A 13,614-nucleotide genomic window follows, 5' to 3' on the forward strand; every position below is an offset into this window, starting at 1 on the left:
GGAACTTCGCGCTTTGCGCCCAGATCGTCAGGCCGGGGCTTCATCATGTGAACCATGACCGCAACCAGCCTTGCCCAGCGGCTCGCCGATCGCATTCAGCACCTCCTGGGCGATGGCCCGTTTCCACAGCCCGGCGGATGGACACACATGGGTGCTGTCATCTGCGATGTCAGCTTCCAGCCGCGGTGCAACTATGAGGCGACCCTCCGGCCGAGGCTTCTCCGACTGCAAGCGAACTGGCCGGATGCGATATCAGTTCGCGGGTTCCAGAGCCGACTCGTCACGGAGGACCTCGCCGTCGCCATGAAGTTCCATCACGCCCGGAAGGTCGCGACGGCTTGCGCCATCACCGACCTCCTGGCTGCGAACGGGGTTGACACTCACGACGATCTCCATGACTGGCTCGGCCGGCAGGCCAATCGCGCCGCCCTGCGCACGGTGAAGGGCGTAGGCCCGAAGAGCATCGACTACATCGGCAACCTCGTGGGCCGTTCGCAGATCGCCGTCGACGTACATTTGCGCACCTTCGCTGCAGATGCCGGCGTTCCGGTTCTCCCCTATGAGCAACTGCGCGCGCTCTACGAGGAAGCCGCCGCGCTTCTCGGGCACGACAGAGGCGGACTGGAGCATGCCATTTGGCGGTCCAAGTCGGGTGCCGTGTAGTCACCACTTCGACGGAGCCCACCGTCGGCAGCTCCGAACCACACGCTTCGTCGAACGCACGGGCGGGGAAGGTGGGTCTTCGGGTGGGGAATTACGTGAGTGCCCGACCCATGTCCTTGATGTGTGACTCTGCCCCTGCGTGTCCGTTGTCATCCGATCCAGGTGGTTCGGCAACGGGCACAGTCTTTGCGGCTACCGGACCAGCGACCCGTGCCCACCCGCTGCGGCTGCCTGGCCGACACCAGTAGGACACGGGAACGGCTGGGTGCCTGCTCAGAAGCCGAGAGTGACGAAGCCCAGGGCTGGTCGCGCTTGCAGCCGCCCGCAGGTGTCTGGGCGGCTGCAATCCCTTCGGACGAACACGATCAGACTTCCGGAAGAATTGACTTCGATCTTGCGGATCAAGGCGTAGGGCACCTCGCGGCTGAACAGTGGATGGACCGCGGTCAGGGAGCGTCACCGGAGTCAGCGGGCGTTCTCTGCCGTGGCACGCCGGCAACTGGCGGAGCGAAGTATTCGGTTGTTCATGAAGGGCTCACCTGCGACGGTCAGCGGCATGAACGTGGTTCTGGGAGACAAGCTCAGGTTCGCCGCAGAGATCGGAGAGCCAGGCCCACTGTGCCAGGTCGACCTCTGGGTAGCTGGAAGGTGGCTGACCTGCGAGGACAATACGGTGTACGTCCCCCAGTTCCGCCGCGACGTGCTGGACGCCGTCGCCTGGCTGCGGTCCGGCGAAGGTTCTCCCCTGCCGTTCGACGGCTTGTCCGCCGAGGCCACACACCGGCGTCTCATGCAGCGCGCCGGGGACGACGACGAGCCCGAGTCCGACTACCAACTGCGCGGCCGGTTTCGGGCCCTGCTCTGGGGGCCCACCACCGACAACGTCACGGCCTGCCTGTTTCGCGAAGAAGACCACCTGGTGATCACGCTGGAGTTCTTGCGTGAGGAACACCTGCTCAGCCACCCAGAAGACACCGGTGCCGTCTTCGTGGCCGGGGTTCCGACCGAGGAGTTCCTCGGGATCCTCGAGGGCATCGCGGCCGCACTCGAGGGCATCGCGGCCGCACTCGAGGGCATCGCGGCCGCACTCGACGCCGTCCAAGGCGAGAGCCGTTCGTGATTCCTCGGTGGCATCAGGAAGGGCTCGCCCTCAGCGGCGTTGAGCCGAGGAGAGGCCCCAGGCAGCCGCTCGGCGATGCCGTGAACCGCAAGCTGTTCGCTTCGGAAGTCACTCAAGCGACTCACGAAGTGGTCAACATCTGCGGTCGGTTCTCGGGTTCTCGCTCAACTTCTGTGGTGAGGGCGAGATGCTCGCTTCATCCGGACGCTGCACGATCAGAAGCAGCGGGTCGAAGCCATTGGTCCAACGCATTCGCGAGCGCGGGAGGCGCGGCTTCACAGACGTTGAGCCGGAACCTGACAGCGAGGAACGATCATCGAGGGGTTTCCGCAGCGGCAGGTGATCAGCAGACCGCGGAACCTTGGTGAGAGTCAGCCCACCTCGGCGCGCCGTGCAGGCCGGGAAGCTCAGGAATGATGGCTCTGTTCGAGATCGATGGAGAGAGGCTGTCATGGAAGACGAGCTGGGCGAGCTGATCCATCTGGCGGATCCGCCGGGGACGAGCGGTCACGTTGTCTCTCTGCGCGTGTTGGAGCTGCCGGCTCCTGGCAGAGACTATCTGGACTGCGAGTTCGTCGTGGAGACCGAGACCGTCAAGGGCAGCTTCCTCGTCTATGTCACGTCCGATGACCTCGATGACTGGGAGGAGGCTCTTGAGGAGCTCGCCGCGGGTCGGTTCGTATCATGGCTCAACTCGGGTCGAACGGTCCGGTTCAAGATCAAGCCACTGAGTCCGGGTGTGATCGGGGTGTCGGTCCATGACGGCCCATCGTCGCAGGTGACGGTCAGTTTGCCCCTCTTCCCGGCGACCGGCTGGATCGATGACCAGCGGGCACGTCTCGCGAAGGTGCGGCGGCGAGCGTTTACCGGCTGACCGTCCCGCTGTCGCCGGGGTTCGGCCCGTTGCCGTCGGGGTTCGGCCCGTTGTCAGCCGGCGGCATGCTGTTCGGCGCGGGCGCGGGTAGTCGAGTCCGCACCGGATGAACCGCCGGCTCTCGGGGAGCTGGTCCGCGCGGCGCCGGACGTCGGAGGCTACCGCGCGGGCATGCTCGGGCAGTTGGAGGCGAACTGGCCCTGGCAGGGTCTTCACCTTGCCGAGGTCAGGGATGGGCTGAGTTTTGCGCGGCAGGACTGAACCCAACGACAGGGGATCTAGAACACGTCGCGCAGGGTCTCCAGGAGGCGGGCGATGTTCGCCTCGTCGCGGCGGTAGTAGGTCCACTTGCCCCGCCGGGTGGCGACCACCAGCCCTGCCTGCCGCAGCATCGCGAGGTACTGCGAGGTGGTTGACTGCCCCAGGCCTGCGCGCTGCTGGATGTCGGTCACGCAGACGCCGAGCTCGACGTCCTCGGGCTCCTGGCCGGGGAAACTCATCGGCTCCTTGAGCCACACCAGCATCTGGCGGCGGGCCGGGTTGGACAGGGCCCGGAACACAGTCAGCAACTCCGCCTCTGAGAACACGTGGCGATCGTAACGCATGTACATATTGACGATTCGCGATATCTAGATCTAAGGTCATCGCATGTCGACTTCGATGCGTGTGGTGGAACTCGTCCGCTTCGGTGACGCGGACACCGCGTTCGCCACCCGAGAGCTACCAAGACCCACCCCCGGACCCGGCCAGGTGCTGGTGCGCGTGCTGGCCACGTCCGTGAACCCTCTCGACCTGCAGACCCGGCGCGGCGACTACCGCGACCAGGTGGCGCTGCCCGCGGTGATCGGCAACGACGTGTCCGGCGTGGTGGTCGAGACCGGCCCTGGGGCGGGCGACTTCCAGCCGGGCGACGAGGTCTGGTACCTGACACCGGTGTTCGCCGGGCAGGGAACCTACGCCGAGTTCCACGTCGTCGACCAGGCCCTGGTCGCCCGCAAGCCCGCACGGCTGTCGCACGTCGAGGCCGCCGCTCTCGCGCTCGTGGGCGTCACGGCGTGGGAGGCGCTGGTCGAACGCGCCGGGGTGCGGGCCGGGGAAAAGGTCTTGGTGCACGGCGGGGCGGGCGGGGTCGGCTCGGTCGCCGTCCAGGTGGCCTGCGCGCTGGGAGCCAAGGTGGTGACCACCGCGCGGGCAAGGGACCACGAGTTCGTCACCGGACTGGGAGCCGACATCGCGATCGACTTCTCGGCCGGTGACTACGTGCCGCAGGTCCGCGCACTGGGTGGGGTGGACGTCGTGCTGGACACGGTGGGTGGGGACACCCTCGCCCGCAGCCCGGAGGTCCTCGCCGACCGAGGCCGAGTGGTGTCCATCGTGGACATCCCCGAACCTCAGAACCTGCTCGCCGCGTGGGGCGTGAACGCGACCTACCATTTCCTCTTCGTCAGCCCCGGCCGGGCGAAGCTCACGGCCCTCGGCCGGCTGATCGACCAGGGCAAACTCCGGCCGGTGATCGGCGCCGTGCTACCGCTGGCCGACATCGCACAGGCGCACACACTGTTGGAAGGTGGGCCCGTCGGCGAGGGCCGCGGACGCCCACGCGGCAAGATCGCCGTCGCTGTGCACCCCGTGGACGAGCCACCGCGCCGGACCGCGTCTTCGCCTTGAGCGACTCAGCCGCCCTGCGCCGGGACGGCGGCCGGCCGCTGATGTCGGCCGCTGGTGTCGGCTGATCCGGCGTCGGCGGGGAGGGGCAGGCGTACGCCGTCGGGAATCTCCTCGGGCACTTCGGCCCGACCGGCCGAGTTCGGCCGGCCTGATCATCTGCGCGGTGCGCTCACGGTGCGCGACCTCGGCATCGGCCTGGCTCATCGTGGCAGCGCGCCGTTCGACCTCCTCGGCGCGTGCGGGGAAGTCGGCCATGCCGTAGCCCCGACCGCGCGCCAACTCCTCATCCCCGTGCACGTATCCAGCCTTCAGCTTCCGCAGACGCGAGGTACGGTCCGTGCGGTCCGTGCGGTCCAGGGAGCCATGCGGGAATCCGTGCACGATATGAAGCAGCGATTGCGGAGCTTGCGGCGCGATGTGAAACCTCGGCGTGCGACTGCGCCAAGGCGTGCACGAGCAGAACGATCGTGGCCGGCCCGCGCCGGCCACGGAAGCGACCGGTTCGGCGTACGGCGTTGTCGACCGCGACGGCCCGGGCCCGTGTTCCGGGGAGGACCCGTGCTTGTCCGGGCCTGTTCCCGACTGCTGTCGGTGTACCGGTGGCTGTCCACCCCGACGATCCGCGCGTTCCCGGTGACGTTCTTGGTCATCGGACCGCCGGAGGCTCCTCCGCCCGTGTCACAACTCAAAGGGAGCCGCGGAGCAGGCGATGAGGGCCACCCACCGGTCGCGCCTCAGCTCACTGCCTGCTTCACGAGTGCGCCGATCCGCGCCTCCACCTCGGCCGTCACCTCGGTCAGGGCGAAGGCGGCCGCCCACATCGGGTCGTCGTCCAACCGCGCCTGGTCGCTGAAGCCGAGCGTCGCGTAGCGCGCCTTGAACTTCTCCGCGCTCTGGAAGTAGCAGACGACCTTGCCGTCCAGTGCGTAGGAGGGCATCCCGTACCAGAGCTTCGGCGCGAGGACCGGGGCGGTGGCGGTGATGACGGCGTGGACGCGCTCGGCCATGGTCCGGTCCGCGTCCTGCATCTCGGCGATCTTCGCGAGCACGTCCTGTTCCGCCTCGGCCGCCTTGTCCGCCTTCGAGCCGCCGCGGCGCGCCGCCTTCTTGAGTTCCTGCGCGTGGTCCTTCATCGCGGCACGCTCCTCCGCGGTGAATCCCTCGTGCGCGCGGTTGTCGGTGTTGCTCATGGTGGATCTCCTTCTTGAGCTCTGAATGCATGGATCCTGAGAAGGGGCCCTACGGGTCCGTGCTCGGGCCCTGTCATCGGCCCGGGAGGGGCTTGGACCACCCGGCCGTGCGGCGAACCGGTCACCGACGTGCGGCGGCAGTGCGTCGACGGCGAGGACCTCGACGTCGCCCTCGATCATGGCGACGTGGCGGGTGTGGCCGAGGGCGAGCCGAGCGGTCCCGTGTGGTGACGGCACTGTGCGCGGGAGCGGGGTGGGGTGCTCATCAGTCCTGCAGCAGTCCGATGAGGTTGCCGTCCGGGTCGATGGCGGTGGCCACCAGGCGACCGCCGCCGACGTCGTGCGCGGACTCCTTGACGGTGGCGCCCGCGGCGGTCAGTTCGGCGAGCTTCGCCTCGATGTCCTCCACGTGCCAGTAGGCCAGCGAGGAGGTCAGGCCCTGCGGTCCACCGCCCGGGAGGAGACCGATGTGCTGGCCGCCGACCTCGAAGCCGACGTAGTAGGGCCCGTCGGTCTGCGGGGCGACACCGAGCAGCGCGGCGTACACCCGCTTGCCCTGGGCGAGGTCGGACACGGGATGCAGCACGGTCTTCATCCCCTGGGTGGAAGAGCTGGTCATGGTCACTCCTGTCGTCGCGGAAACCGGTCGGCCCGGTGTGGTCCGCCGGGCTCGTTCCCTGTGCTCACAGCTTCCCCCGGGCGGGGTACGGGGTGCCTCCGTGCTGACCACGGAAAGCACCACGGATAATGGCCCGGTGTCCACTCCAGTGATCTCGGCTCGGGAAGCCGACGTGCTCGCGCTGCTCGGGGAGCACCTGAGCAACGCGGAAATGGCCGCGCGGCTGTTCATCTCCGTACGGACGGTCGAGTCGCACGTCTCCTCGCTGCTCAGGAAGTTGGAGGTGCCGGACCGGCGGGCACTGTCCCGGCACGCGAGCGGACCGACGCGCGCCGAGCAGGCGCGCCCGGCACCCGCGCTTCCGGCCCCGCTGACGGCGTTCGTCGGCCGGACACGGGAACGCGGGGAGCTGGCGGCAGCGGTGACGGCGCGTCGGCTGGTGACCGCCGTCGGTCTGGGCGGGGTGGGAAAGACGCGGCTCGCGTTGGCGGTGGCGGCCGACGTGGCCGGCGACTTCGCCGACGGTGTGTGGTTCGTGGACCTGGTCCCGGTCACCGATCGCGGGCGGGTGGGCGCGGCGGTCGCTGCGGCCATGGGCGTGGGCGAGCAGCCCGGGCGCGGCATCGACGACGCTCTGGTGGCCGCGTTGGCGGACCGTCAGGCGCTGCTGGTACTGGACAACTGCGAGCAGGTGCGCGACGGGGTGGCGCCGTTCCTGGAACAACTGCTCGTGGCTTGCCCGGGGATACGGGTGCTCGCGACCAGCCGGGCCCGGCTGATGGTGCCGTTCGAGTGGGTCTTCCCGGTTCCGCCGCTGTCGCGCGTCGGCGGTGGCGAGTCGGAGGCGGCGGCCCTGTTCCTTGAGCGGGCGGCGGCGGTCGGCAGGGCCCCGGCTCCGGCGGAACGCGACCGGATCGCGGCGCTGTGCGAACGGCTCGACGGCATGGCGCTGGCCATCGAACTGGCGGCGGCGCGGTGGTCCACGCTCGGTTTGGACGGCCTGGCGGCCGGCCTCGGCGACCAGCTCCGGATCCTCGCCGGCGGACCCCGTGCCGACGGCAGGCACCGGTCGGTGCGGGCCGTCCTCGACTGGAGCCACGACCTGCTCGAGCCGCGGGACCGGGCACTGCTGCGCCGGGTGTCGGCGTTCGTCGCTCCGTTCACCGCCGAGGCTGCCGCCGAGGTGGCCGGGTTCGCCCCTCTGGAGACGGCCGCGGTCGCCGACGGGCTCGGCAGGCTCGCCGAGCAGAGCCTGCTCGCCGTGACACCGTCCGACACCGTCACCCGCTACCAGGCACTGGAGACCCTCCGTCAGTACGGCACGGAGCGGCTCGCCGGCGCCGGTGAGCTCGACGATGTCCGATCGCGCCACCTGGCATGGTGCCTGGCCGGTGCGGCAGGCCTCCAGGAAGGCGGCGGCCCGGACTGGCGAGCCCGGTTCGACGCGGTCGCGGAGGATCTGCGGGCCGCCTTGACCTGGGCCGCCGGCCGGCCGGAGCAGCGCGCGGACGCGTGCCGTCTCGCCCTGTCCCTGGCCGGGCTGGCCTTCACCCGGAACCTGCTGGGCGAGGCCCAACAGCGGTACGAGCAGGCGGCCTCGTTCGCTGCCGGCGCCGACGCTGCCGCCGTATTGCGGCAGGCCGCCGGGGTGGCCGGGTGCCGCAGGCTCGGCGACGACATGTACCGCCTGTACCGGGCCGCCGCCGAAGCCGGCCGCCGGGCCGGGGACGCCGCCGGGGCCGCCCGCGACCTGGCGGCTGCCGCCACCGCCGCCTACCGCTTCTCCAGCACGTTCACCGGCCGGGTTCCGCCGGCGGACGAGGTGGCCGGCCTGCTCGTGGCGGCCCGCGAGTTGACCGGTGACGGCGATCCCGCCACCGAGGCGGCTCTCGCGCTGGCCGAGGCCGCGGTGGTCGCGGACGCGTTCGGCGCGGTCCAGGGCGCCCCGGACAACACCGCTCCGGACACCGTCGCGTGCGCGGAACGGGCCGTCGAACTCGCCCGGCGCGCCGGCGACCCGGTGGCGCGGTCCGCCGCCCTCGACGCGCTGTCCGGTGCTCAGAGTTGGGCCGGTGAGAGCTTCGCCGCCGCGGCCGCCGCCCGCGCCCGGATCGACATCCTGTCCTCGGCACCGAGCGCCCCTGCCCGGACCCACGAGCTGATCGACGCCCTCGCCATGGCCGCCGCGACCGCCGTCGGCACGGGCGAGCTGTCGGCGGCCCGCCGGTGGGGCGGCCAACTCGCCGGCCGGCCGCAGTTGGCCGAGGTGGGCGACCACGCCACGTCCTGGCTGCTGGTCGCGGACGCGCTCGCGGGCCACGCCGACGCGGTGCTCACCAGCAGCGTGCGCTTCCTCGACGCGTGGGAGCAGGCCGGCCGGCAACGGTCGTTCTCGCTCGGTCCGGCCGCCGCGTCCGTCGCGATGATCCACGGCTTGCGAGGCGACCACGAGGCCCGAGCGACCTGGCTCACGATCACCGACCGGACAGGCGGCAAGGAGGATCACCGCCACGGCCACGGTGCCGTCTTCGACACCATGGTCCTGCTCCACCACGGGGACACCCATGCGGCCCTGGAGCGCATCGCGCCCGAGCCGGAGGAGGTGTGGAAGTGGGTCTGCTGGGTCTGGCTGCACTGGTACACGGCGCTCCGGGCCGAGGCAGCGGTCCTCGCCGGGCACCCGGACGCCCGGGGCCGGATCGCCGCCGCCCGGGCCGTGGTCGCCGGGAACCCGGTCGCCACCGCCCTGGTGGACCGGGCGGAGTCACTGCTCGGCGGCGATCTACCGCAGTTGCTCGCCACCGCGTCGGCGTTCGAGGCGGCCGGCTGCCGCTACCAGTGGGCGCGCACGCTCCTGCTCGCCGGCGGCGCGCACGCCGCGACCGGCGCGTCCGCACTGGCCGACCTCGGACTCGCGCCCATGGCCGCTCGGTAGCCGCACCACGGGCGCTCCCGAACAACACATCGCCCCTCGGTCTTGGCGCAACGCCCGCTGCCGGGTTCGACGAACTCGCGGGTCTCGCGGGCTCGTCCAGGTCCAGCGGGGAGCGGAAACGGGAACGGGAACGGGGAACGATCGTCGGGCGGTCCGGCCAGATCAGGGGTCAGCGCGGCAGAGGACTCAACCGGCCGCTCATTCGTGGGTCGTCCACCTCTCCCGGGTGCGTCAGGCCGATGCCGAACGCGTTCTCCACAAGCGACAGGACGCCATGGAGAGGGGGCCACTCGCCAGGGACGAGCCCCAATGGCCGCATGTGTTCATCGAGCCGTGTCGGATCCTGCCCCGTCGGCTCCATCTCCCCAAGCGTGTGAAAGTCGACGATGACGTCGCCGTCGACCGCGTACTTGAACCAGTACATCGGCTTCTCGTTGTAGTGCAGGGCAACGGCTTCGGTGCCGACCGACACGGCGCTCAGGATCTGCTCCTCGATCCCGTGCACGCCGCCCTGCTCCCACGCCCACGTCCACGAGCCGTCGATGCCCGTGGTGACGACCGGTTCCTCATCGTCGAGTAGGTCGTCGCCGAAGTCGTCCGACAGATCCATGCCGTCGCGAAGTGCGAGGGTCCCTTGGTCGACCCCCATGCGGGTGAGCAACTCGGCAGGGCTCAGACCCCGTACGAAGGTCAACGTGTAGATGGGGAAGTCGCCTACCCGGAACATCTCCAGGCCGCGTCCTGCGTGTGCACTCGTCATGCGGCGGACGCTGTCACAACCCACTGACACCACAGCCAACCGCCTCTCCTTGACCCGTCAACCGCATCGGATGTCCGTCCGTGACCTGATCGACGGCCGGGATGTGGACTGACAGGGGGAAACGTGTCGGGTGGCCACACCGTGTGCGGGGATGACACCCGGCGTGCCGGCGCCGTGAGCGATTCGGTCACGTACATCAGGCAGCGGCAGCGGACGCAGCGGCAGCCGGCCGGAAGCCGGGGAGCGTGACCACTGCCTGCCTGCCTGCCTGCCTGCCTGCCTGCCTGCCGCAACGCCCTACTGGGAGACGGTGTCGTCGCACACCGGCTTCGGTGGCGCCTTCGCGATCACGCCCCGCCAGTAGTCGGCTTCTTGGGCCGCGCCCCGGTGTGCGGGGCGGATCAGGGTGGAGAACGTCGTCGTCCCCGGACGTGCCTCCAGGTCGCCGGGACCGATCGCGACCACGTACCGCTGCCCCTGCTCCATGATCACCTCGCGGTTCGAGGTGTCGACCTTGAACGAGCCGGGCACCCCGCCGGGCTCCACCCGTTGCGACACCCCGATGCTCGGGGCGAACTTCCCCTTCATCGTCTCCACGATCCGTACGGGCGTCGTGACGAGCTCGGGGTTCTCCGCGCCCACGGCCTTCGGGTCGTGCGCGGTCACGCCGGTGGCCTCCACCACGGCGATGCCCTGCGCGTTGGTCGCCACCTCGGTGTCAGTGCCGCCCAACGGCGTCCCGCACAGGCTCTCCGTGTGCGACTCCCCGCCGCCCGCCAAGACGTACCAACCGCCGCCCCCGAGGAGCACGGCGGCCGCCGTCCCGGCAACCGCCCAGGTCTTCACGCTCATGATCAGCCCCACAGCTTCGAGTAGTTGGCCTTGTCGACGTCCTGGGGGAGGTCGAAGTATTCGTGGGCGGTGGGCCACATCAGGGACCGCGCGTAGCCCGGGCCGCCCGCGTCCGACTTGTGGCACAGCCCCAGGGCGTGGCCCAGCTCGTGCGCCGCGATCTCCCGGCGTTTGGTCTGGCTCGCGTTCTTCATCGCCGCCGTGTTGAACCGGATGTAGTCCGTCTGACCGGGGCCGCCCCGGTAGTTCCACTTCGCGGCGGCGTGGTCCTTCGGGTTGTCGTAGTCCACGAACTCCAGGTCGTTGACCGTGGTCGCCGAGTCCGGGGCCAGCCTGATCTTGTGGGAGGCGTACTGCCACGCCGTGAGCGCGTGCTTGTACGCGTCGGAGTAGGCCGTGTTGGCCGTCCATCTGATCTCGCCATCGTCCACCGAGCTGTGTGACCTCGACTCGGACTCCCCCCTGACGCACGGCGCGGCAACGAGAGCCGCCGCCGGAGGCGGGGCGGACGGGAGCAGGGCCGCGGCCACCGATAAGCCCGCCAACAGACGCTTCATCCACTCCACGGTAGGGCTCCGTGGGGCGGGGCCGAACGTTTCCTCTGCCCGAGCGGCAGAATTTCTCCGGCCGTGGCAGCCCGACGTTCGAACACGTTCGGGACGGTACGGGTCTTGCGCGTACGAACGTGAGCGTCCCTTGTTGTGCCCGGGCCCCCGCCCCGCCACACCCCCGCCACCACCGACCGGTGACCTGCCGAAATGCGGACCGGCGAGTTGCCTCGCGGCCGTGTGTGACGGCGCGGACCACGGGTCGATCGGCCGGGTCACCACGTGCGACCGGGGGCTTCGCACACCCCCGACGGGTAAGCCCCGCGTCAGTCGACGAGGGTCTGGCTGAGCAGCAGTTGGGAACGGACGAGTTCCAGGAGGCGGCCCGTCCAGTTCCGGCCCCGGCCTCCGTTCTCGCCCCAGAAGCCCGAGTCGGCGTCATCGTAGAGCAGGGTCGCGTCACCCGTGGCGAACAGGATCGCCGCGAGGTCGGGGTGCTGCTCGTACTTGGCGCGCAGCAGACTGGCCATGACCGCCGTCCGGACCTGCTCCCAGCCTTCGCGCCGCGGCGCCGCGGCCGCGACCGTACGGGCCTTCGCGCCCGACTCGGCCGCCACGACCGCGGTCCTGGCCTCCGGTTCGGCGACGGACCGGGCCCAGTAGGCGTGGGCCACCGACGGGTAGGTGACGTCGCCGACGGTGATGGGAGCGGGGTAGTCATTGCGCAGGGCCCGCTTGCCCGGGTCTTCGAGCGCGCGCTGCGGATATGAGTGGTAGATCTTGACCGCGGGGGCGAAGGACTCGGCGGGCCCGTCGGCCGGCACCCGTGAAGGGGCCTTCGCGAGCCACCGCTCGCGTTCCTCGAAGTATGCGACGGCCTCGTCGTACTCCGCCGGCGTGACCGTTTCCGCGGGCTCCTCCGGGGTCAGGCCGCCGGGCCCGGCCACCAGCACCTTGAGGGGGCGGTCCTTGCGGTCCATGTCGCCGAGCGCGTAGTGCCGCACGGTCTCCGGGACGGCCAGGTAGGCGGCCCGGGCGGCGGCCCGGTTGTCCTCCGTACGGTCCGCCATGAAGACGTCCACCGCGGCGAGGCAGCGGGCGGTCGAGTCGGGGCGGCGGTTCAGCTCGTCGATGGTGTCGCGGACTTCGGCGAGCAGCAGGTCCGGAGTCAGCCAGGTGCGCGGTTCACCGAACGTCCACGAGGCCAGGTGGTGCGCGGAGGCGCGTCCGCCGTCCGGAAGGCTGGTGACCACCCATCCGCAGCGGAGCTTCTGCTCGAACTCGTCGAGGGTGACCAGCTCCCAGCAGTCGACGAGGCCGTCGGCGTAGATGAAGAGGTCGGTGAGGAAGTAGGAGCCGCCGTTGCAAATGAACGCGTGCCGCCAGGTGCCGGGTACGCGGACGCCGTCCGCCGTGCGATGGGTGATCCGATTGCCGATCATGCCGTGATGATGCCGCACGGACCGGCCGGGAAGCACTTCGATTGTGCGTCGAGGACACCGTGTGATGATGTGCGTCCACCCAGGGGAGGCAATGGTGCTGAGAAGGGGCGTGCGGTGGGCCGCGGGCGCGATGGCCGCGGTCTGCATGGTGCTGCTCCTGGGCCCCAGCGCACCGAGCGGTGGCGCCCCGCGCGCCGGACTGTTGCCGTTCGACGCCGCCGAGGAAGTCGTACCGGACCGGGTCGGCACGTGGAACATCTGCAATCCGTGCGGCGGGAGCGGGCAGGACTTCGGTCGGGCGACGGAGATCGCCACGTACGCGCCGCAGGTCATCGGCCTTCAGGAGGCGTGCGTACGTGACGTCGAGCAGATCCGCACGTACCTGGAAGAGGTCTACGGGCTGGTCTACCGGGTCGAGTACGGGATGGTCCTGCGGAACTGGAACCGCTGCGGGGGGCTGCCGTGGCGGCCGGGCGGCTTCGGCCAGGCGATCCTCTCGGCGGCGCCGATGACGGACCGGGTGAGCGTCGAATACCCCGACGGCGGCTCCGAGGACCGCGGTTACCTGGCCGTCACCACGCTGGTGGGCGGTCGGCCCGTCCGCGTCTTCAACACCCACCTCGCGGAGCGCCGGCAGGCAGGGGTGCGGGCGGGCCAGGTGGGGGTGCTCGCCGCGGAAGTCGCCCGTCACGACCGCGCGATCGTCCTCGGCGACTTCAACGCCGTGCCGCACGCGCCCGAACTCGGCCCGATGTGGGCCCTGGCCTCGGACACGGACCCGGGCTGCCGCCCCTCGACCGCCGACACCGAAGCCTGCGCGGCGACCACCGATTGGAACAGCAAGTTCGACTACGTGTTCCTGCGCGGCATCACCGCGCGCACGCACCGCGTCCGCCCCAGCCCGTACTCGGACCACCATTTGCTTCACACGGACCTGAACTAG

13 protein-coding genes are annotated in these 13,614 nt (G+C 70.4%); 6 read left to right on the forward strand and 7 right to left on the reverse strand.

The annotated features are described in order from the left end of the window. Positions 1-54: 54 nt before the first annotated feature. The 3 genes from ACFYW3_RS27545 to ACFYW3_RS27555 all read left to right on the forward strand — a co-directional run bounded on the left by ACFYW3_RS27545 (position 55) and on the right by ACFYW3_RS27555 (position 2,657). Entirely contained in the window at positions 55-663 is a 609-nt protein-coding gene (locus tag ACFYW3_RS27545; protein ID WP_351762271.1) for a hypothetical protein, read from the forward strand. A 556-nt stretch (positions 664-1,219) separates the two neighbouring features. Beyond that, positions 1,220-1,783 carry a hypothetical protein gene (locus ACFYW3_RS27550; protein ID WP_389387649.1) on the forward strand — a complete coding sequence of 188 codons (564 nt, stop codon included), beginning with the start codon at positions 1,220-1,222 and terminating at the stop codon, positions 1,781-1,783. A 451-nt stretch (positions 1,784-2,234) separates the two neighbouring features. Then, the gene (locus tag ACFYW3_RS27555) at positions 2,235-2,657 is read left to right on the forward strand and encodes a DUF5959 family protein (RefSeq protein WP_389387650.1); all 423 of its coding nucleotides are present in this window, start codon (positions 2,235-2,237) and stop codon (positions 2,655-2,657) included. Between the two features lie 278 nt (positions 2,658-2,935). Here the strand turns inward: ACFYW3_RS27555 and ACFYW3_RS27560 are convergent, their stop codons facing one another. Further along, positions 2,936-3,244, reverse strand: a complete 309-nt coding sequence (locus ACFYW3_RS27560; protein WP_351762262.1) for a metalloregulator ArsR/SmtB family transcription factor — start codon at positions 3,242-3,244, stop codon at positions 2,936-2,938. A 61-nt stretch (positions 3,245-3,305) separates the two neighbouring features. On the opposite strand from ACFYW3_RS27560, the gene ACFYW3_RS27565 reads away from it, so the two are divergent. Continuing rightward, entirely contained in the window at positions 3,306-4,325 is a 1,020-nt protein-coding gene (locus ACFYW3_RS27565; RefSeq protein ID WP_389387651.1) for a zinc-binding dehydrogenase, read from the forward strand. 734 nt (positions 4,326-5,059) lie between these two features. On the opposite strand, the gene ACFYW3_RS27570 is transcribed toward ACFYW3_RS27565, so the two are convergent. Together ACFYW3_RS27570 and ACFYW3_RS27575 are read right to left on the reverse strand one after the other, a co-directional pair. After that, positions 5,060-5,515: an iron chaperone gene (locus tag ACFYW3_RS27570; RefSeq protein WP_389387652.1), complete on the reverse strand. Its 456-nt coding sequence runs from the start codon at positions 5,513-5,515 to the stop codon at positions 5,060-5,062. Between the two features lie 265 nt (positions 5,516-5,780). Then, the gene (locus ACFYW3_RS27575; RefSeq protein ID WP_389387653.1) at positions 5,781-6,134 is read right to left on the reverse strand and encodes a VOC family protein; all 354 of its coding nucleotides are present in this window, start codon (positions 6,132-6,134) and stop codon (positions 5,781-5,783) included. A 136-nt stretch (positions 6,135-6,270) separates the two neighbouring features. Here ACFYW3_RS27575 and ACFYW3_RS27580 point away from each other — a divergent pair, with 136 nt between their 5' ends. Beyond that, entirely contained in the window at positions 6,271-9,069 is a 2,799-nt protein-coding gene (locus tag ACFYW3_RS27580; RefSeq protein WP_389387654.1) for an ATP-binding protein, read from the forward strand. A gap of 169 nt (positions 9,070-9,238) precedes the next feature. On the opposite strand, the gene ACFYW3_RS27585 is transcribed toward ACFYW3_RS27580, so the two are convergent. The 4 genes from ACFYW3_RS27585 to ACFYW3_RS27600 form a co-directional block, all read right to left on the reverse strand. Further along, the gene (locus tag ACFYW3_RS27585) at positions 9,239-9,829 is read right to left on the reverse strand and encodes a DUF6461 domain-containing protein (protein WP_389387655.1); all 591 of its coding nucleotides are present in this window, start codon (positions 9,827-9,829) and stop codon (positions 9,239-9,241) included. Positions 9,830-10,126: 297 nt separating this feature from the next. Continuing rightward, entirely contained in the window at positions 10,127-10,681 is a 555-nt protein-coding gene (locus ACFYW3_RS27590) for a hypothetical protein (RefSeq protein WP_389387656.1), read from the reverse strand. A gap of 2 nt (positions 10,682-10,683) precedes the next feature. Beyond that, positions 10,684-11,112, reverse strand: a complete 429-nt coding sequence (locus ACFYW3_RS27595; RefSeq protein ID WP_389387657.1) for a matrixin family metalloprotease — start codon at positions 11,110-11,112, stop codon at positions 10,684-10,686. A 443-nt stretch (positions 11,113-11,555) separates the two neighbouring features. Further along, positions 11,556-12,671, reverse strand: a complete 1,116-nt coding sequence (locus ACFYW3_RS27600; protein ID WP_389387658.1) for an NADAR family protein — start codon at positions 12,669-12,671, stop codon at positions 11,556-11,558. 91 nt (positions 12,672-12,762) lie between these two features. Here ACFYW3_RS27600 and ACFYW3_RS27605 point away from each other — a divergent pair, with 91 nt between their 5' ends. After that, complete coding sequence (locus ACFYW3_RS27605) at positions 12,763-13,614, forward strand: endonuclease/exonuclease/phosphatase family protein (RefSeq protein ID WP_351762238.1); 852 nt, start codon at positions 12,763-12,765, stop codon at positions 13,612-13,614.

The sequence above is a fragment of the Streptomyces sp. NPDC002602 genome (genome assembly GCF_042889445.1).
Lineage (GTDB): Bacteria > Actinomycetota > Actinomycetes > Streptomycetales > Streptomycetaceae > Streptomyces.

Coding starts and splice junctions, on each gene's coding strand:
- ACFYW3_RS27545 (WP_351762271.1), top strand. CDS start 55: ATGACCGCAACCAGCCTTGCCCAGCGGCTCGCCGATCGCATTCAGCAC.
- ACFYW3_RS27605 (WP_351762238.1), top strand. CDS start 12,763: ATGGTGCTGAGAAGGGGCGTGCGGTGGGCCGCGGGCGCGATGGCCGCG.
- ACFYW3_RS27585 (WP_389387655.1), bottom strand. CDS start 9,829: ATGACGAGTGCACACGCAGGACGCGGCCTGGAGATGTTCCGGGTAGGC.
- ACFYW3_RS27575 (WP_389387653.1), bottom strand. CDS start 6,134: ATGACCAGCTCTTCCACCCAGGGGATGAAGACCGTGCTGCATCCCGTG.
- ACFYW3_RS27555 (WP_389387650.1), top strand. CDS start 2,235: ATGGAAGACGAGCTGGGCGAGCTGATCCATCTGGCGGATCCGCCGGGG.
- ACFYW3_RS27550 (WP_389387649.1), top strand. CDS start 1,220: ATGAACGTGGTTCTGGGAGACAAGCTCAGGTTCGCCGCAGAGATCGGA.
- ACFYW3_RS27590 (WP_389387656.1), bottom strand. CDS start 10,681: ATGAGCGTGAAGACCTGGGCGGTTGCCGGGACGGCGGCCGCCGTGCTC.
- ACFYW3_RS27570 (WP_389387652.1), bottom strand. CDS start 5,515: ATGAGCAACACCGACAACCGCGCGCACGAGGGATTCACCGCGGAGGAG.
- ACFYW3_RS27565 (WP_389387651.1), top strand. CDS start 3,306: ATGTCGACTTCGATGCGTGTGGTGGAACTCGTCCGCTTCGGTGACGCG.
- ACFYW3_RS27600 (WP_389387658.1), bottom strand. CDS start 12,671: ATGATCGGCAATCGGATCACCCATCGCACGGCGGACGGCGTCCGCGTA.